Here is a 16,069-nt window from a genome sequence, read left to right as displayed (position 1 = left end):
CCAACGAGGGAGCAGCGACATGCGCTGGCAGAAAGGCAGACGCAGTGACAACGTGGTGGATGCCCGCGGCCGCTCCGGCAGGCGCGTCGGCGGCGGCTTGAGCCTTGGCGGCGTGGCGGTCATCGTCATCGTCGGGCTGCTGATGGGCCAGGACCCGCTGCAGATCCTCGGCCAGATAGCCGGCCAGGCCACGCAGCCGCAGGCACCCCAGTCCCAGACGGCACCACCCGCCGGGGATGAACAGAGCGAGTTCGTTCGCGCCATTCTCGGCGATACCGAGGACACCTGGCGCGAGCTGTTCCAGCAGGCCGGGCAGCAGTACCGCGACCCGCAACTGGTGCTGTTCTCGGGCGGGGTGAACTCGGCCTGCGGCTTCGCCAGCTCGGCGGTCGGCCCCTTCTATTGCCCAGGCGACAAGCGCGTGTACCTGGACATGGCCTTCTTCCGCGAGATGGAGCAGCGCTTCTCCGCCGCCGGCGACTTCGCCCAGGCCTACGTGATCGCCCATGAGGTCGGCCACCACGTGCAGACCCTGCTGGGCGTATCGGCCAAGGTCAATGCCGCCCGCCAGCGCGGTGAGCGCGTCGAAGGCGATGGCGGCCTGCTGGTGCGCCAGGAACTGCAAGCCGACTGCCTGGCCGGCGTCTGGGCGCACCATGCTCAGCGGCGTCACGACTGGCTGGAGGCGGGTGACCTGGAAGAGGCGCTGAACGCCGCCAGCGCCATCGGCGACGACCGTCTGCAGAAGCAGGCGCGCGGCCAGGTGGTGCCCGACGCCTTCACCCACGGCACCTCGCAACAGCGTGTGCGCTGGTTCAGCACCGGCTTCGAGACGGGTCAGCCGAGCCGCTGCGACACCTTCAAGGCGACACGCCTGTAACGGCCAAGCGGCTCAGACCGCGAAGCGCCGACTCCACCAGGCGAAGGCAGTGGCCGCCCCGCCACACAGGGCGATCACCAGTGCCATCGGCACCGCCGAGCCATCATGCAGGAAGGCCACCAGCGCCGATGCGCTGGCGGCCACGGTGAACTGCATGCTCCCCAGCAACCCCGAGGCACTGCCGGCATGCCGCCCCTGCCCGGCCATGGCGCAGGCCGTGGCGTTGGGCAGCAGACAGCCCAGGCTGGCGACGCAGATGAACAGCGGCACCAGCAGCGGCCAGAGCTGCTCCGGTCGCCACCACGCCAGCGCCAGCAGGCACAAGCCGCTGCTCAGGTACACCAGCACCACGCGCCGCAACCACACCGCCGGACCACCCGCCCGCACCAGCCGCGCATTGACCTGGGCCATGATCACGAAGCCGGCCGCATTGCTGCCGAACAGCCAGCCGTAGTGCTCGGCCGGCACGCCGTACAGCTCGATGAAGACGAAGGGGGAGCCGGCGATATAGGCGAACATTCCCGCCATCGCCACACCGCCAGCCAGGCTGTAACCCATGAACGGCGCATTGCCCAGCAGCGCCCGGTATTGCCCGAAGGCGCCACTCAGGGGCGCTGGCGGCAGCTCCTGCGGACGCGTCTCCGGCAACCAGCGCAGTACTGCCAGCAGGCACAGGGTCGCGAAGATCGCCAGGCTGTGGAAGATCCAGGGCCAGCCCAGGGTATTGAGCAGCAAGCCACCGCCCAGCGGCGCCAGGATCGGCGCAAGCCCCATGACCAGCACCAGTTGCGAAAACACCTTGGCCGACGCCAGCGGGTCGCACAGGTCACGCACCACGGCACGGGTGATCACCATGCCGGCGCAGCCGCCCAGGGCCTGCACGAAACGCGCGGCGATCAGCCACTCCAGGCTTGGCGCGATCGCACAGGCCAGCGAGCCCACGGCGAACAGCGCGACCCCGACCAGCAACGGCACCCGGCGCCCGAAGCGGTCGGCCAGCGGCCCGTAGAACAGCTGGCCGATGGCGATACCGACGAAGTAGGCCGCCAGCGACAGCTGGATGTGTTCGACATCGGTGGCGAATTGCTGGGCCAGAGTCGGGAAACTCGGCAGATAGAAATCGATGGCCAGAGGGCCGAAGGCACACAGGGCACCGAGAATCAGGAGCGTTCTCAGGTTCATGACTATTCCGGGCTTTATTGTTAGCCGGCTAATCATCTCACTGACCACAGCCGTGGTGAAAGCCCCAGCACCACCATCGTCGTGCACGACGCAGGACCTAAAACACTGGCGCTGATACCCGTCGATCACCCCTCAGCAGAGGTCGTGGCAAAGCCGGTAAACTCCGCCCCCTCATAGCCCAGCACCAACCTGCCGGATCACCATGCGTAGAACAAAAGAAGACGCGGAGAAAACCCGCCATACCATCCTGGCCGCAGCCGAACACCTGTTTCTCGAGCGCGGAGTCGCCCACACCAGCCTGGAACAGATCGCCAGGCACGCGGGTGTGACCCGAGGTGCCGTCTACTGGCACTTCCAGAACAAGGCCCACCTGTTCCACGAAATGCTCAACCAGGTGCGCCTGCCACTGGAGCCTCTGGCCCAGCAGCTGGCCGAAGTGGACGGACTGGTATCCCTGCAGCTGCTGCGCGACCTGTGCATCGAGGCCATGGCCAACCTGGTTCTCGACGACCAGCGCCGGCGCATCCTCACCGTGCTGCTGCGGCGCTGCGAGTTCACCGAGGAGCTGCGTGAAGCCGAGGAGCGCCACGAAGCCTTCGTCAATCAGTTCATCGCCCTCTGCGAACAGCAGTTCGCCCTGCCGTCCGTACAACCACTGCTGCAACCCGGGATCACCTCGCGCCTGGCGTCACGGGCCCTGCATGCCATGCTGGTCGGGCTGTTCAGCGACTGGCTGCGCGACCCCAACCTGTTCGACGCGCAGACCGACACGCCGGCGATGATCGACAGCTGCTTCCGCGGCCTGCTGCGGCAGTGGCCGTAGCGCCACTCGCGGCCGGCTAAGGCGCGCTCACCTCATAGCCCTCGCCGCGTATCGCCGCCTCCAGCTGCGCGGCCGGCACGTCACTGTCGACCTGCACCAGGCCGGCGGCGAGATCGACATCCACCTGCGCCGCCGGGTCGAGTGCCTTGATCGCCTGGGTGACGGCCCTGGCGCAGTGACCGCAGGACATTCCGCTAACCTTGAACTGCTGCATCTGCTGACTCCTTGAATCGATGGTCGATGGGTGTAGTCTCGACCTTGCCACGGTGGCAAGGTCAAGCACTTGCCGCCAGTCATTCCGCCGGCTTTCGACATGGGGATCATCGTCATGCGCCTGCCCTACCTGCTGCTTGCCGCTCTGCTTGCGCCAGCAGCCCTTGCCCAGCCGCTGGCACCCCTGCCATCGGCCGCCCAGGGCGAGGGCTACGCGGTACTCATCGTTTCACGCGAACGGCTGGAGGTGGCCACCACCTGCGAGGTCGCGCTGTACCTGCATGACCAGATGGCCGCCCGCCTGCATCAGGGCCAGTCGGTGGCGTTCAACCTGCCGCCTGGCAAGGTGTCCCTGCGCCTCGGCCTGACCGGCACCGGGCCGTGCCAGGACGGCATCGCCCAGCTGGAGGGGCAGTCTCTGGAGCTCTACGCCGGCGAAGTACGCCGCTACCGCATCGCCATGGGCAACGCTGGCCTGCGACTGCATGCCGCGCCCGCATTGAACTGAACGCTTGACCTTGCCATGGGGTCAAGGTTGATCCTGTGGTCATGACGTTACCGGGAGCCCGTCCATGACCACCTTCGACCTGCCGATCCAGGGCATGACCTGCGCCAGCTGCGCCGGTCGTGTCGAACGCGCACTGCGCAAGCTGCCGGAGGTCGCCAGCGCCACCGTCAACCTGGCCAGCGAGCAGGCGCGCATCGAAGCGCCTGCCGACAGCCTCGGGCAACTGATCGAGGCGATCGAAGGGGCCGGCTACGCCGTACCCGGCCACGCACTGGAACTGACCATCGAGGGCATGACCTGCGCCAGCTGCGTCGGCCGCATCGAACGCGCACTCGGCAAACTGCCGGGCGTGACCCAGGTCGCGGTCAACCTCGCGGACGAGAAGGCACGCCTGCAGGTCGTCGCCGGTTTCGACGCACAGCAGGCACTGCAAGCCGTGGCGGCGGCTGGCTACCAGGCCAGCCTCGTGGACGAGCAAGCCCCTGCGGACGACGGCAGCTCGCGCCTGCGCCGCGAGCGCCTCACCTTGTTCGCGGCCATCGCCCTGACCCTGCCATTGCTGGTGCCGATGCTCGTCGAACCCTTCGGCCTGCACTGGATGCTGCCAGCCTGGCTGCAGTTCCTGATCGCCACCCCCGTACAGTTCATCTTCGGCGCCCGCTTCTACCGTGCGGCCTGGCAGGCGCTCAAGGCACGCGCCGGCAACATGGACCAACTGGTGGCCATCGGCACCAGCGCCGGCTACGGCCTGAGCCTCTACCAGTGGGCGGTGACACCCGCCGGGCAGATGCCACACCTGTACTTCGAAGCCTCGGCAGTGATCATCAGCCTGATCCTGCTCGGCAAGTACCTGGAAAGCCGCGCCAAGCGCCAGACCGCCAGCGCCATCCGCGCCCTGCAGGCGCTGCGCCCGGATCACGCCGTGCGCCTGGTCGATGGCCGCGAGGAGCAGGTCAGCATCGATGCGCTGGCCCTCGGCGACCAGGTGCTGGTCAGGCCTGGCGAACGCTTTCCCGTGGATGGTCAGGTGGTGGAAGGCCGCAGCCACGCCGACGAAGCGCTGATCAGCGGCGAGAGCCTGCCGGTGGCCAAGCAGCCGGGCGACAAGGTCACCGCCGGCGCCATCAACGGCGAAGGCCGCCTGCTGGTGGAGACCACCGCCCTCGGCGCGGAGACGGTGCTGGCGCGCATCATCCGCCTGGTCGAAGACGCCCAGGCCGCCAAGGCGCCGATCCAGAAGCTGGTGGACAAGGTCAGCCAGGTGTTCGTCCCTGCCGTGCTGCTGGTGGCACTGGCCACGCTGCTGGTCTGGTTGCTTTTGGGGGCATCCGCCGAACAGGCCCTGCTCAACGCCGTGGCCGTGCTGGTAATCGCCTGCCCCTGCGCCCTCGGCCTGGCGACCCCGACCGCGATCATGGCCGGCACCGGCGTCGCCGCTCGCCACGGCATCCTGATCAAGGATGCCGAAGCGCTGGAGGTGGCCCATGACGTGCGCCACATCGCCTTCGACAAGACCGGCACGCTGACCGAGGGCAAGCCACGCATCGCCCATGTCGGCCTGGCCGAGGCCAGCGAAGAGACGCTGCTGCGCCTGGCTGGCGGCCTCCAGCAAGGCAGCGAACACCCGCTGGCCAAGGCCGTGCTGGAACGCTGCAGCGAGCAGCGCATTGCCCTGCCCGCCGTGAGCGACAGCCGCGCGCTGGCGGGCCGGGGCATCGCCGGCACGGTCGAAGGCCGCCAGCTGCAGCTGGGCAGCAGCCGTCTGCTGGACGAACAGCAACTGCAGGCCGGCGCCCTGAGCGAGTCCGCCCGCGCCTGGGAAGCCGAAGGTCGGACCCTGTCCTGGCTGATCGAAAGCGGCGACAGCCCGCGCCTGCTCGGCTTGCTGGCGTTTGGCGACCAACTCAAGCGCGGCGCCGCAGAAGCCATTGCCGAACTGCGCGAACAGGGCATCACCAGCCACCTGATCAGCGGCGACAACCAGGGCAGCGTCGCGGCGGTGGCAGGCACCCTGGGCATCGACCAACCGCATGCCCAGGTGCTCCCGGCGGACAAGGCGCGCCTGATCGACGAGCTGCGCCAGCAGGGCACGGTGGCCATGGTCGGCGACGGCATCAATGACGCCCCGGCACTGGCCGCCGCCGACGTCGGCATCGCCATGGGCGGTGGCACCGACGCCGCCATGCACGCCGCCGGCATCACCCTGATGCGCGGTGACCCGCGCCTGGTGCCGGCGGCCCTGGACATCAGCCGGCGCACCTATGCGAAGATCCGCCAGAACCTGTTCTGGGCCTTCATCTACAACCTGGTCGGCATCCCCCTCGCCGCGGCGGGCCTGCTCAACCCGATGTTCGCCGGCGCGGCAATGGCCCTGTCCAGTGTCAGCGTGGTGAGCAACGCCCTGCTGCTGAACCGCTGGAGACCCAAGGCATGAACATCGGCCAAGCCGCCAAGCACACCGGCCTCAGCGCCAAGATGATTCGCTACTACGAATCCATCGACCTGCTGCCCCATGCCGGGCGCTCGCAGAGCGGCTACCGGCAGTACGACGCCAACGACCTGCATCGCCTGACCTTCATCAAGCGCTCACGGGACCTGGGGTTCTCGCTGGACGAAGTGGGCAGGCTGCTGGCGCTGTGGCAGGACAAGCAGCGCGCCAGTGCCGACGTCAAGGCACTGGCCGAGGAACACATCGCCACACTGTCACGCAAGATCGCCGAGATGAGCGCCCTGCGCGACACCCTGGTGGACCTGGCGGCCAGTTGCCAGGGCAACGAGCGGCCGGACTGCCCGATCCTGCAGGGCATCGAACAGGGCGTCAGTTGCTGCGCCAAGGGACACGCGGAAACGCCGTAGCCCGGATGAAATCCGGGGCCCAGGCGCCGCCTGACGTAAAGGCCGTAGGGGCCCGCTTGCGGGCGATCACACAAGCGTCATGATCAACAGCCGGATGTTATCCAGCCCGCGTGCCCCAGCGGATCAGCACCGGACATTGCCTCAGCGCATCCAGGGTGGCGTCGGCTCGGCGTCCTTGGGTTCATCCTCGGCGTTGCGCAGGGCCTGTTTCTTCGCCTCTTCGGCCAGCGCGGCCTTGATCTCGCGCATCACCGCATCGATGTCGGCGGCGTCCTGCGGTTCGGCGAACTCGCCGGTCAGTTGCGTATGCGGCTGCAACTTGCCGGCCTCGTAGAGCGCCCACATTTCCTTGGCGTACTTGGTATACCTGAGCTCCGGGGCGAACTGGCCGAAGTACTCGGCCATGTTGCGCACATCGCGCTCGAGCATGCTGAAGGCATGGTTGTTGGCCGCCGCATCCACCGCCTGCGGCAGGTCGATGATCACCGGCCCCTCGGGGCCAAGCAGCACGTTGAACTCCGAGAGGTCACCGTGCACCAGGCCTGCGCAGAGCATCTTGACGATCTCCTGGATCATGAAGGCGTGGAACTCACGCGCATCGTCCGGGTGCAGGTCGACGTCATTGAGCCGCGGCGCGACGTCGCCTTCGCCGTCGTCCACCAGCTCCATCAACAGCACGCCATCGAGAAAGTCATAGGGCTTGGGCACCCGCACGCCGGCACTGGCCAGGCGGAACAGTGCCGAGAGCTCGGCATTCTGCCAGGCCTGCTCCTGCTCCTTGCGCCCGTACTTGCTGCCCTTGGCCATGGCGCGCGCCTGACGGCTGCCACGCACCTTGCGCCCCTCCTGATATTCGGAGGCCTGGCGGAAACTGCGCTTGTTGGCCTCCTTGTAGACCTTGGCGCAGCGTAGCTCGTCGCCGCAACGCACCACATAGACCGCTGCCTCCTTGCCGCTCATCAGCGGTCGCAGCACTTCGTCCACCAGGCCATCCTCGACCAGGGGTTCAATACGTTTGGGCGTCTTCATCGGTGTGGGTCACGGGTCCTTTCTAGCCGGGGATCTGAGTATTGGCCATCCTCGCACAGCCTGAGTCGATCATCACGCATTGATCAGGTGCCGTCTGAGTGCCTCGATGGCATAGCGCACCTTGGCGGGCTGAGCATCGCGGCGCGGCGTGACGATGTACAGGCCCACCGGTTCCAGCTGCCAGTCGGGCAGCAGGGGCAGCAGCTCGCCACTGGCCAGCAGCCCGCGGATTTCCGCCTCGGGCTGCAACGACACGCCCATGCCGGCCAGGGTGAACTGGCGCGACGCCAGGATGTTGTTGCAGGTGACGCGGCTCTCCAGGCGCAGCCGCTGCTGCACGCCAGCGGGGCCCTGCAATACCAGGTGCTGGATGCGTTCGAGGTGCAGGCCGATCCAGTCCAACGCCAGCAACTGCTGCGGTTCGCTCGGCAGACCGGCACGCGCCAGGTAGGCCGGCGCAGCGCACAGCAGCAAACGCCAGTTCACGATGTGGCGAGCGACCAGACTGGAGTCCTCCTGGCGCCCGACACGGATGGCCAGATCGATGCGCGACTCGACCAGATCGATCTGCTCGTCCTGAAAGAACAGCGTCAGGCTGAGGCCGGGGTGGGTGCTCAGCAGCGGGGCCAGCGCCTCGCACAGCAGCGGCCCGGAAAAGCCGACCGGGGCCGCGACGCGCAGCTCCCCGACCGGCGCATCCCGCTGCTCGGCCAGGCGCTGCTCGGCGCGCTGCGCCAGCTCGACGATCTGTCGACAGCTGTCATAGAAGGTTGCGCCGGCCTCGGTCAGGGTCAGCTTGCGGGTGGTGCGGTGCAACAGCGTGACCCCCGTGGCCTCCTCCAGTCGACGCACCTGCTGACTGACCGCAGAAGCCGACATGCCCATGGCTTCTCCTGCGCCGACCATCGAGCCCTTTTCCACCACGGTGGCGAACAGCGCCATGCGCTTGAGCTGCTCCATTATGAAGTCCTGCTTAACTATTCCAGTTCATGAAGCCACTTTTTCCTGGGTTTATCCAGCAGCGATCATGTGTTCCCCCCCCACTACTCGAGGTCCACCCCATGAAGATCGCTCTGATCGGCGCCACTGGTTATGTCGGCGCCCCCCTGTTGCAGGAAGCGCTGCAGCGCGGACATCAGGTCACCGCGCTGGTGCGCCACCCGGAAAAACTCGCCGCCCACCCTCGCCTGAGCGCCGTACAGGCGAACGTGCAGGACACCGCCAAACTGGCCGAACAGCTGCGAGGCCATGACGTGGTGATCAGCGCCTTCAACCCGGGCTGGGGAGTGGCGGACATCCGCGAGCAGTTCATCAGCGGCAGCCGCTCAATCATCGCGGCGAGCAAGCAGGCGGGCACCCAGCGCCTGCTGGTGGTCGGCGGGGCGGGCAGCCTGTACGTGGCCCCCGGTCTCCAGCTGATCGACACAGCGGACTTTCCCGCCGAATACAAGGAAGGTGCAGAAGGTGCCCGCCAGGTCCTCAACCTGCTGCGTGACGAACAGGCACTGGAATGGACGTTCCTCTCGCCAGCCGCCCTGCTCGTGCCTGGTCCGCGTACCGGCAAGTTCCGCCTCGGCAACGACGAGCTGCTGATGAACGGCGACGAGCCCGGCAGCGTCTCCGTGGCCGACCTGGCCGTCGCGCTGATCGACGAAGCGGAGCAGCCACAGCACATCCGCCAGCGTTTCACCCTGGCGTACTGACCTCAGCCCACAGACAGGGTGCGCAGCGCGCACCCGATCAGGAGTCACCATGAATCCATTGAGCAGCAGTGCCTTCGTCGCGACCGACACACCGGCACGTTACATCAGCCGTCTGTGCAAACACTTCGCACACAAGATTCCAGTCAGTTTCGACGAGCAGCAGGGCCGCATCGAGTTCGACTCGGGCCTGGCCACCTTGCAGGCCGAAGAACAGGGTTTGCGTCTGCAGGTCGAGAGTGGCAACGCGGATGACCTGCAACGCCTGCAAGCTGTCGTCGCCAGCCACTTCGAGCGGTTCGCCTGGCAGGAAGCGCTGACCCTGGACTGGCAACCTCAGAGCGCATCCAGCTGAGCGCGCAGGCGCCGCAGCACGGCCAGCGACTCGGGGTTGTCGCCGTGCACGCAGAGGCTGTCCGCACGCAGGCGTAGCGGCTTGCCATCGATGTCGGCAAAGGCCTCGCCACGGGCGATGGTCACGGCCTGCTCCAGTATGCGTTCAGGGTCCTGGTGCACCGCGTCCGCGAGACGTCGCGGTGCCAGCCGGCCATCGGAGAGATAGGCGCGATCGGCGAACGCCTCGAACATCAGCGGTACATCCGCCTCGTCCGCCAGGCGCAGCTCGCGGCTGTTGTCGGCCAGGGCCAACACCATCAGGGGCAAGCCCCTGCGATAACTGGCACAGGCATCGAGCACCGCCATCAGCAAGGCGTCGTCGAGCACCAGGTCGTTGTACAGCGCGCCATGGGGTTTGACATAGGCCAGCTGGCCGCCCGCAGCACGGCAGAAGGCATCCAGCGCGCCGATCTGATACAGCATCAGGGCACGCACTTCTTCCGGCGAACACTGCAGGTGGCGCCTCCCGAAACCCTGCAGGTCGGGGTAGGAAGGGTGTGCACCGACGCTCACGCCATGCTCGATGGCCAGCGCGACGCTACGCGCCATGATCAGTGGATCACCCGCGTGGAAGCCACAGGCCAGGTTGGCCTGATCGATCAGCGGCATGGCCAGCGCGTCGTCACCCATGCGCCAGGCGCCAAAGCCCTCGCCCATGTCACAGTTGAGCAGTATTCGCTTCATCCACGCAGCATAAGACGGACGACGGCAAAGTCCAGCGCGCGCCCCGCTTCCGCACGGTGGTACCCGACACGCCAACCTGCATGAACGCCAACGCCCCGGACCAGCCGGGGCGTTGGACAACCGGGCGTGCCTGTCGGCACGCCGGAGGCGGACTCAGAAGCTGTAGGTCGCCGAGAGGATCGCCGAACGGCCGTCGCCGTACTCGATGGCCGAGGAACGGGCACCGGTGCCCGGCGTCTGGCGAACGCGCTCCACGTAGTCTTCGTCGAACAGGTTGTTGAGGTTCAGCTGCAGGTCGACGTTGTCGTTGACCTTGTAGCCGACCATCGCGTTGTGCAACCAGTAGGAGTCCAGCTTGGCGTTGCTGCTGGAGCTGACGTTGCGCTCGCTGACATAGCGGGCGCCGTAACCCAGCGACCAGCCGGCCGGCAGCTGGTAGGAGGTCCACAGGTTGAACGAACGCGGCGGCGTGTTGGCCAGGGCCTGACCCTCGCGGGCGATGCCGGCGGCGGTGTCGGCCGCTTCGAGGGTCTCGCTGCTGAGTACGGTGTAGTTGGCGAACACGTCCCAGCGCTCGGTGACATGGCCGGTCAGCCCCACCTCGATCCCCTCGACGCGCTGCTTGCCTGCCAGCTGGGTGCTGCCGTCAGCCATGGTTTCGCGGGCATTGGTCTTTTCTACCCGGAAGATCGCCGCATCCAGCTCCAGGCGACGGTCGAGCAGTTCCCACTTGGTACCCAGCTCCCAGGTCTTGTTCTTCTCCGGATCGAGGCCTGAGGTCGCGTCCGAAACGCCGCTGCCGGTGGTCGCCAGGTATTCGGCCGACGGGTTGAAGGAGGTGCCGTAGGCCACGTAGATGCGGCCATTGTCGACCGGCTTGTAGACCAGGCCGATGCGCCCGCTGAGTTCTTCGTCGCGGGTGTCGAGCTTGGTCAGGGTGCCGGCCGGCAGCGCGGTGTTCTTGTAGTCGCCTTCGATCCAGTCGTAGCGCAGCCCCAGGCTCAGGTCCCAGTCGGAGTTCAGGGCGATGGTGTCGAACACGTACACCGCCTGGTTGTCGAGGCGGGTCGACGTATCCGCGCTCATGGTCTTGTTGACCGCACCGTTCCAGTAGCCCGGCGGGTTGCCCAGCGAGTAGCCACCAGTCGGGTAGAGCGCGGTGCCCAGGCCATGGTTGTAGGTCAGGCGATCGTAGTCCTCGCGGGAGATTTCCACCCCGGTGGACAGGCTGTGCTGCAGACCGAAGGTGTCGAAGTCGGCACGCAGGTTGGTCTGGTTGATCAGCATCTTGCTGTTCACGTCACGCCCATAGGCCTGCGGGCCGGCCGGCAGGTAGTTGCCGGCCGGTACGCCGGTGGTGTTGACGTGCGAGGCGGAGATCACCGTGTTGCGGTCGATCTGGCTGTAGCGGGTGAGGTTCTGCAGGCTCAGGCTGTCGTTGAAGGCGTGCTCGAGCTTGATGGTGAAGGAGTCGGTCTTGATGTCGTCCTTGTCCAGGTTCTTCCAGCCGAAGTAACTCTCGCGGTCCACCCCGGCGACCTTCTTGCCATCGATGGCCGGCACACCGTAGTCCGGCAGGATGTCGTCGGTCTGGTGGAAGTAGCTGAGGGTCAGGCGGGTGTCCTCGCTCAGGCCCAGGGCCAGCGACGGCGCGATGCCCCAACGCTTGCGGTCGATCTCGTCGCGGCCGGCCACGTCGTTTTCGTGCGTCATCAGGTTGAGCCGGAAGGCACTGTCGGTACCCAGGCCGTCGAGGGTCTGGTTGCTGTCCAGGGTCAAGCGGCGGTAGCTGTCGGTGCCGATGCTGGCGCCGATCTGGGTGAAGTCACGCAGGCGAGGCGCCTTGGTCACCTGGTTGATGCTGCCGCCGGTGGTACCGCTGCCGCCGAATACCGAGTTGGGGCCCTTGATGACCTCGACCGACTCGATGTTGAAGGTGTCGGTGCGGTTGGTCTGCGCGCTGTCGCGCAGGCCGTCGATCTGCATGTTGGCGTTGGCGCTGAAGCCACGGATGTTGATGCTGTCACCGGAACCACCACCACCCTCACCGGCGGTGAAGGTGATGCCGGAAACGTTGGACAGCACCTGGCGCAGGCTCAGCGCCTGCTGCTCGGCGATTATCTTCTGCGGTACCACGGTGACGGTCTGCGGGGTGTCCAGCAGCGGCGCGGTGTACTTGGGCGACGAGACCGACTCGGTCTTGTAGTCACCTTCCTGCTCACCCTTGACCGTGACGCTGTCCAGCTTGAGCGACTCGTCCGCCAGCGCCGGCAGCGTCAGCGAGGCAATGGCCAGGCCGATGGCAGTGGCCAGCACGCGTTTGACGGGCAAAACCTGATCGTAGTTCGTGGCACGCATTTGAGATAACCTGTCAATATGTAATGATAATTATTTACAAACATGTACAGAGGAATCCGTAGAAATCCCCCGCACAACGCCCTGGCACAGGGCCTGAAACGGCCCCGCCCCTAAAAGAGAACGTATATTATTTGTAAATAAATTTATGTCAAATAAGAAACACTATTAAATGCATTCTTATCTGGCATCTGCGCACGAACCACCCATCAGGACGGAGCAGTTCCTTTGCGCAGCGCGTGCAAGGACCTCAGCAGCTGTGTGGCGTCCAGATCGTCTGCGGGCCGATGCTGGCCAGATCGGCGCAGCCGGTCAGTGCCATCGCCACCTCCAGTTCGGCGCGCAACAGCTGCAGCACATGCGCCACCCCCACCGCACCGGCTACGGCCAGGGCGAAGATGCACGGCCGGCCCACCAGCACCGCGTCGGCGCCCAGGGCCAGCGCCTTGAGGATGTCGGTGCCACGGCGGATCCCGCCATCGAGCAGCACCGGCACACGTCCCTGCACCGCGGCCGCCACCTCCGGCAGCGCCTCGATGGTCGCCGGCAGGCCATCGAGCGTGCGGCCGCCGTGGTTGGACACGATCAGCCCATCGACCCCAGCCGCCAGCGCCTGCTCGGCATCGGCGGCGCTGAGGATGCCCTTGAGCAGGATCGGCAGGCGCGTCTGCGCGCGCAGCCAGGCCAGGTCGGCCCAGGTCGGCGCGGCGTTGAGCAGTGGTCCGCCGAGCAACAGACTGCTGGCGGACGGATCGGCGCTGACCGCCAGCGGGCGCATGCCGCGCAGATTCACCGCTTCGATACCGGCGGGCAAGGCGAAGCCCGCGCGCTGCTCACGGTTGCGGATGCCGCTGACCGGCGCGTCCACCGTCAGCACCAGGGCACGATAACCGGCGGCTTCGGCGCGCCGCACCAGGGCGGCGGTGAAGTCACGATCGGGCTGGATGTACAGCTGGAACCACAGCGGTGTCTGCGCCTGCGCCGCGATGGTTTCCAGCTCGATGCTGGCCTGGGTGCTGACCACCATGCCGGCACGCAGCGCACTGGCGCCCAGCACGCAGGCCAGCTCGCCGTCGGCATGGGCCAGCTTCTGATAGGCCACCGGCGCAACGAAGATCGGATGCTCGTAGTCCTGACCGAACAGGCGCAGGCGCGTGTTGCCACCGCGCAGGTCCTGCAGCACGCGACTGCGCAGGCGCAGCCGATCGAACGCCTGGCGATTGTCCTGCAGGGTCAGCTCATCCGCCGCCCCTCCGGCCAGGTAGGCCCAGGCCTGCTCGCTCATGCGTTCGCGGGCATAGGCCTGGTAGTCGCCGACGGCGGCGATGTCAGCGGGAATCTGTTGCAGCGGGGCAAGGGGCATGGCGACTCTCGATGGCGACTCAGGTCTGCGACCACTGCCGCAGCAGGTTGTGATACAGCCCGGTCAGGCGCAGCAGCTCGGGGCTGTCCGGCACCTGCAGGCGCAGCGCCTGGATGCTGTCGTCGAGCTCCAGCAGCAGCTCGCGCTGGTCATCCTGGCGCACCAGGCTCTGCAGCCAGAAGAACGAGGCCAGACGCGCACCGCGAGTGACCGGCTCGACGCGATGCAGGCTGCCACTGGAGTACAGCACCAGGTGTCCGGCCGGCAGCTTGATCCGCCGCTCGCGCGTCACCAGTTCGCCGCCGTCGTACTCGTCGGGTTCGTTGAAGAACAGCGTCGCCGACAGGTCGGCGCGGATACGCTGCGAGGTCCCCGGCACGCTGAAGATCGCATTGTCGATGTGGTCGCCGTACTGGCCTCCGCCGGCATAGCGATTGAAGCGCGGCGGCACCACCTTGAGCGGCAGGGCAGCAGCCATGAAGCGCGGGTTGCGACTCAGGCATTCGAGCAGGAAGTCGCCAAGCTGCTGCGTCAGCGGGTCGTTCTGCGCCAGTTGCTGATTGGTCTTGGCGTGCACCGCCTGGTGCCCGGCGGTCAGGCGCCCGTCCTGCCAGCTCGCCGTCTCGAGCGCCGCACGGCAATCGCGCAACTGCTCGGCATCGAGCACATCGGGGATGATCAGCATCATGGTGCCGCTCCAGGGCAAAGAGCAAAAGTGATAATGATTCTAAATAACTGGCGCACCAAACAACAGCCATGCGCGACAGAAATGAAAACGCCCACACGAGGTGGGCGCTTGCAGACAGCGTCGGGCCTTACAGGTAGTAGGACTTCAGCGGCGGAAAGCCATTGAACTCCACGGCGCTGTAGCTGGTGGTGTAGGCACCGGTGGAGAGCCAGTACAGACGATCACCGCTGGCCAGGTTCAGCGGCAGGCCGTACTTGTAGTTCTCGTACATGATGTCGGCGCTGTCGCAGGTCGGGCCGGCGATCACCACTTCTTCCATCTCGCCCTTCTTCTCGGTCCAGATGGGGAACTTGATGGCCTCGTCCATGGTTTCGATCAGGCCGCTGAACTTGCCGACGTCGGCGTATACCCAGCGCTCCACGGCGGTACGCGACTTGCGCGCCACCAGCACCACTTCGGAGACCAGCACGCCGGCGTTGGCGATCAGCGAACGACCCGGCTCGAGGATGATCTCCGGCAGTTCGTCACCGAAGTCTTCCTTGAGGAAGCGGGTGATCTCCTCGGCGTAGGTTTCCAGGTCGTTGGTGCGCTGGATGTAGTTGGCCGGGAAGCCGCCGCCCATGTTGATCATCTGCAGGGTGATGCCGTCTTCTTCCTTGAGACGCTCGAAGATCACCTTGACCTTGGCGATGGCGGCATCCCACACGTCGATGTCGCGCTGCTGCGAACCGACATGGAAGGAAATGCCGTACGGCACCAGGCCCAGCTGCTTGGCCAGGATCAGCAGGTCCAGCGCCATGTCCGGCTGGCAGCCGAACTTGCGGCTCAGCGGCCAGTCGGCGCTGGTCGAACCTTCGGTGAGGATGCGCACGTAGATCTTCGAACCCGGCGCCGCCTTGGCGATGTTGCGCAGGTCGGCTTCGGAGTCGGTGGCGAACAGGCGCACGCCCTTGTCGTAGAAGTAGCGAATGTCGCGGGACTTCTTGATGGTGTTGCCGTAGCTGATGCGCTCCGGGCCGACACCTGCGCTCATGACCTTGTCCAGCTCGTAGATCGAGGCGATGTCGAAGCTCGAGCCCTTGTCGCGCAGCAGCTCGATGATCTCGATGGCCGGGTTGGCCTTGACCGCGTAATAGATCTTGGCGAACGGGAAGCAGTTGCCCAGCTGGTCATAGGCATCGGCGATGATCTGCCGGTCGATCACCACGAAGGGGGTCTCGTGCTGATCGGCGAATGCCTTCATGCGCTGGAAAGTGGCGGGTGCGTAGTAGTCTTCGACCTTGATCGACATGCTGGGGACTCCAATGGCAAAACCAGGAACACATGAATTCGGGCAGCGAAACGCCTGACAGGTTCCGCTACGTGTCGGGGCTGGCCGCGCAACGCGCGAGC

At 66.4% G+C, this 16,069-nt stretch carries 16 protein-coding genes; 7 read left to right on the top strand and 9 right to left on the bottom strand.

Annotation, left to right across the window (positions count from 1 at the left end):
* Positions 1 to 19: 19 nt before the first annotated feature.
* Complete coding sequence (locus EWH21_RS05380) at positions 20 to 880, top strand: neutral zinc metallopeptidase (RefSeq protein WP_047589766.1); 861 nt, start codon at positions 20 to 22, stop codon at positions 878 to 880.
* A gap of 12 nt (positions 881 to 892) precedes the next feature.
* Here EWH21_RS05380 and EWH21_RS05375 read toward each other — a convergent pair whose 3' ends face one another.
* Positions 893 to 2,062 (bottom strand): multidrug effflux MFS transporter, encoded by a 1,170-nt coding sequence (locus tag EWH21_RS05375; RefSeq protein ID WP_277699988.1) that lies wholly within the window; start codon positions 2,060 to 2,062, stop codon positions 893 to 895.
* 202 nt (positions 2,063 to 2,264) lie between these two features.
* On the opposite strand from EWH21_RS05375, the gene EWH21_RS05370 reads away from it, so the two are divergent.
* The gene (locus tag EWH21_RS05370) at positions 2,265 to 2,885 is read left to right on the top strand and encodes a TetR family transcriptional regulator (protein ID WP_152487907.1); all 621 of its coding nucleotides are present in this window, start codon (positions 2,265 to 2,267) and stop codon (positions 2,883 to 2,885) included.
* A gap of 16 nt (positions 2,886 to 2,901) precedes the next feature.
* Here the strand turns inward: EWH21_RS05370 and EWH21_RS05365 are convergent, their stop codons facing one another.
* Complete coding sequence (locus EWH21_RS05365; RefSeq protein ID WP_047589773.1) at positions 2,902 to 3,099, bottom strand: cation transporter; 198 nt, start codon at positions 3,097 to 3,099, stop codon at positions 2,902 to 2,904.
* A 114-nt stretch (positions 3,100 to 3,213) separates the two neighbouring features.
* Here EWH21_RS05365 and EWH21_RS05360 point away from each other — a divergent pair, with 114 nt between their 5' ends.
* The 3 genes from EWH21_RS05360 (at position 3,214) to cueR (ending at position 6,462) form a co-directional block, all read left to right on the top strand.
* Positions 3,214 to 3,606 (top strand): hypothetical protein, encoded by a 393-nt coding sequence (locus EWH21_RS05360; RefSeq protein WP_047589816.1) that lies wholly within the window; start codon positions 3,214 to 3,216, stop codon positions 3,604 to 3,606.
* A 64-nt stretch (positions 3,607 to 3,670) separates the two neighbouring features.
* The gene (locus tag EWH21_RS05355) at positions 3,671 to 6,040 is read left to right on the top strand and encodes a heavy metal translocating P-type ATPase (protein ID WP_277699987.1); all 2,370 of its coding nucleotides are present in this window, start codon (positions 3,671 to 3,673) and stop codon (positions 6,038 to 6,040) included.
* A complete protein-coding gene (gene cueR, locus EWH21_RS05350; protein ID WP_152487904.1) occupies positions 6,037 to 6,462 on the top strand; it encodes a Cu(I)-responsive transcriptional regulator in 426 nt (141 codons plus the stop codon). Before EWH21_RS05355 ends, cueR begins: the two co-directional genes overlap by 4 nt.
* A 141-nt stretch (positions 6,463 to 6,603) precedes the next feature.
* On the opposite strand, the gene EWH21_RS05345 is transcribed toward cueR, so the two are convergent.
* Both EWH21_RS05345 and EWH21_RS05340 read right to left on the bottom strand, forming a co-directional pair.
* Positions 6,604 to 7,491: a PA4780 family RIO1-like protein kinase gene (locus EWH21_RS05345; RefSeq protein WP_277699986.1), complete on the bottom strand. Its 888-nt coding sequence runs from the start codon at positions 7,489 to 7,491 to the stop codon at positions 6,604 to 6,606.
* Positions 7,492 to 7,563: 72 nt separating this feature from the next.
* Positions 7,564 to 8,451 (bottom strand): LysR family transcriptional regulator, encoded by an 888-nt coding sequence (locus EWH21_RS05340; RefSeq protein WP_152487902.1) that lies wholly within the window; start codon positions 8,449 to 8,451, stop codon positions 7,564 to 7,566.
* Between the two features lie 101 nt (positions 8,452 to 8,552).
* Between EWH21_RS05340 and EWH21_RS05335 the strand changes: the two genes are divergently transcribed.
* Entirely contained in the window at positions 8,553 to 9,194 is a 642-nt protein-coding gene (locus EWH21_RS05335; protein WP_277699985.1) for an NAD(P)-dependent oxidoreductase, read from the top strand.
* Between the two features lie 49 nt (positions 9,195 to 9,243).
* The gene (locus EWH21_RS05330; protein ID WP_037046322.1) at positions 9,244 to 9,546 is read left to right on the top strand and encodes a DUF2218 domain-containing protein; all 303 of its coding nucleotides are present in this window, start codon (positions 9,244 to 9,246) and stop codon (positions 9,544 to 9,546) included.
* Here the strand turns inward: EWH21_RS05330 and EWH21_RS05325 are convergent.
* The 5 genes from EWH21_RS05325 to EWH21_RS05305 all read right to left on the bottom strand — a co-directional run bounded on the left by EWH21_RS05325 (position 9,528) and on the right by EWH21_RS05305 (position 15,968).
* Complete coding sequence (locus tag EWH21_RS05325; RefSeq protein WP_152487900.1) at positions 9,528 to 10,271, bottom strand: 5-oxoprolinase subunit PxpA; 744 nt, start codon at positions 10,269 to 10,271, stop codon at positions 9,528 to 9,530. The two genes, EWH21_RS05330 and EWH21_RS05325, sit on opposite strands and share 19 nt — an antisense overlap.
* A 153-nt stretch (positions 10,272 to 10,424) precedes the next feature.
* Entirely contained in the window at positions 10,425 to 12,629 is a 2,205-nt protein-coding gene (locus tag EWH21_RS05320; RefSeq protein WP_152487899.1) for a TonB-dependent siderophore receptor, read from the bottom strand.
* Positions 12,630 to 12,876: 247 nt separating this feature from the next.
* Entirely contained in the window at positions 12,877 to 13,989 is a 1,113-nt protein-coding gene (locus EWH21_RS05315; RefSeq protein ID WP_277699984.1) for an alpha-hydroxy acid oxidase, read from the bottom strand.
* 19 nt (positions 13,990 to 14,008) lie between these two features.
* Entirely contained in the window at positions 14,009 to 14,677 is a 669-nt protein-coding gene (locus EWH21_RS05310; protein WP_179553458.1) for a Fe2+-dependent dioxygenase, read from the bottom strand.
* A gap of 127 nt (positions 14,678 to 14,804) precedes the next feature.
* Positions 14,805 to 15,968, bottom strand: a complete 1,164-nt coding sequence (locus EWH21_RS05305) for a type III PLP-dependent enzyme (protein WP_037046306.1) — start codon at positions 15,966 to 15,968, stop codon at positions 14,805 to 14,807.
* Between the last annotated feature and the right edge of the window lie 101 nt (positions 15,969 to 16,069).

Origin of the sequence: Pseudomonas sp. REST10, from assembly GCF_029542605.1 — a bacterium.
Lineage (GTDB): Bacteria > Pseudomonadota > Gammaproteobacteria > Pseudomonadales > Pseudomonadaceae > Aquipseudomonas > Aquipseudomonas khazarica.
Note: the sequence above shows the minus strand (reverse complement) of the source record. Positions and strands in the feature narration are given on the sequence as shown.

Excerpts from the sequence above, each read along its gene's own strand:
- EWH21_RS05340 (WP_152487902.1), bottom strand. The coding sequence starts at position 8,451 with ATGGAGCAGCTCAAGCGCATGGCGCTGTTCGCCACCGTGGTGGAAAAG.
- EWH21_RS05380 (WP_047589766.1), top strand. The coding sequence starts at position 20 with ATGCGCTGGCAGAAAGGCAGACGCAGTGACAACGTGGTGGATGCCCGC.
- EWH21_RS05310 (WP_179553458.1), bottom strand. The coding sequence starts at position 14,677 with ATGATGCTGATCATCCCCGATGTGCTCGATGCCGAGCAGTTGCGCGAT.
- EWH21_RS05365 (WP_047589773.1), bottom strand. The coding sequence starts at position 3,099 with ATGCAGCAGTTCAAGGTTAGCGGAATGTCCTGCGGTCACTGCGCCAGG.
- EWH21_RS05330 (WP_037046322.1), top strand. The coding sequence starts at position 9,244 with ATGAATCCATTGAGCAGCAGTGCCTTCGTCGCGACCGACACACCGGCA.
- EWH21_RS05360 (WP_047589816.1), top strand. The coding sequence starts at position 3,214 with ATGCGCCTGCCCTACCTGCTGCTTGCCGCTCTGCTTGCGCCAGCAGCC.
- EWH21_RS05320 (WP_152487899.1), bottom strand. The coding sequence starts at position 12,629 with ATGCGTGCCACGAACTACGATCAGGTTTTGCCCGTCAAACGCGTGCTG.
- EWH21_RS05325 (WP_152487900.1), bottom strand. The coding sequence starts at position 10,271 with ATGAAGCGAATACTGCTCAACTGTGACATGGGCGAGGGCTTTGGCGCC.
- EWH21_RS05335 (WP_277699985.1), top strand. The coding sequence starts at position 8,553 with ATGAAGATCGCTCTGATCGGCGCCACTGGTTATGTCGGCGCCCCCCTG.
- EWH21_RS05345 (WP_277699986.1), bottom strand. The coding sequence starts at position 7,491 with ATGAAGACGCCCAAACGTATTGAACCCCTGGTCGAGGATGGCCTGGTG.
- EWH21_RS05355 (WP_277699987.1), top strand. The coding sequence starts at position 3,671 with ATGACCACCTTCGACCTGCCGATCCAGGGCATGACCTGCGCCAGCTGC.
- EWH21_RS05375 (WP_277699988.1), bottom strand. The coding sequence starts at position 2,062 with ATGAACCTGAGAACGCTCCTGATTCTCGGTGCCCTGTGTGCCTTCGGC.
- EWH21_RS05370 (WP_152487907.1), top strand. The coding sequence starts at position 2,265 with ATGCGTAGAACAAAAGAAGACGCGGAGAAAACCCGCCATACCATCCTG.
- cueR (WP_152487904.1), top strand. The coding sequence starts at position 6,037 with ATGAACATCGGCCAAGCCGCCAAGCACACCGGCCTCAGCGCCAAGATG.
- EWH21_RS05315 (WP_277699984.1), bottom strand. The coding sequence starts at position 13,989 with ATGCCCCTTGCCCCGCTGCAACAGATTCCCGCTGACATCGCCGCCGTC.
- EWH21_RS05305 (WP_037046306.1), bottom strand. The coding sequence starts at position 15,968 with ATGTCGATCAAGGTCGAAGACTACTACGCACCCGCCACTTTCCAGCGC.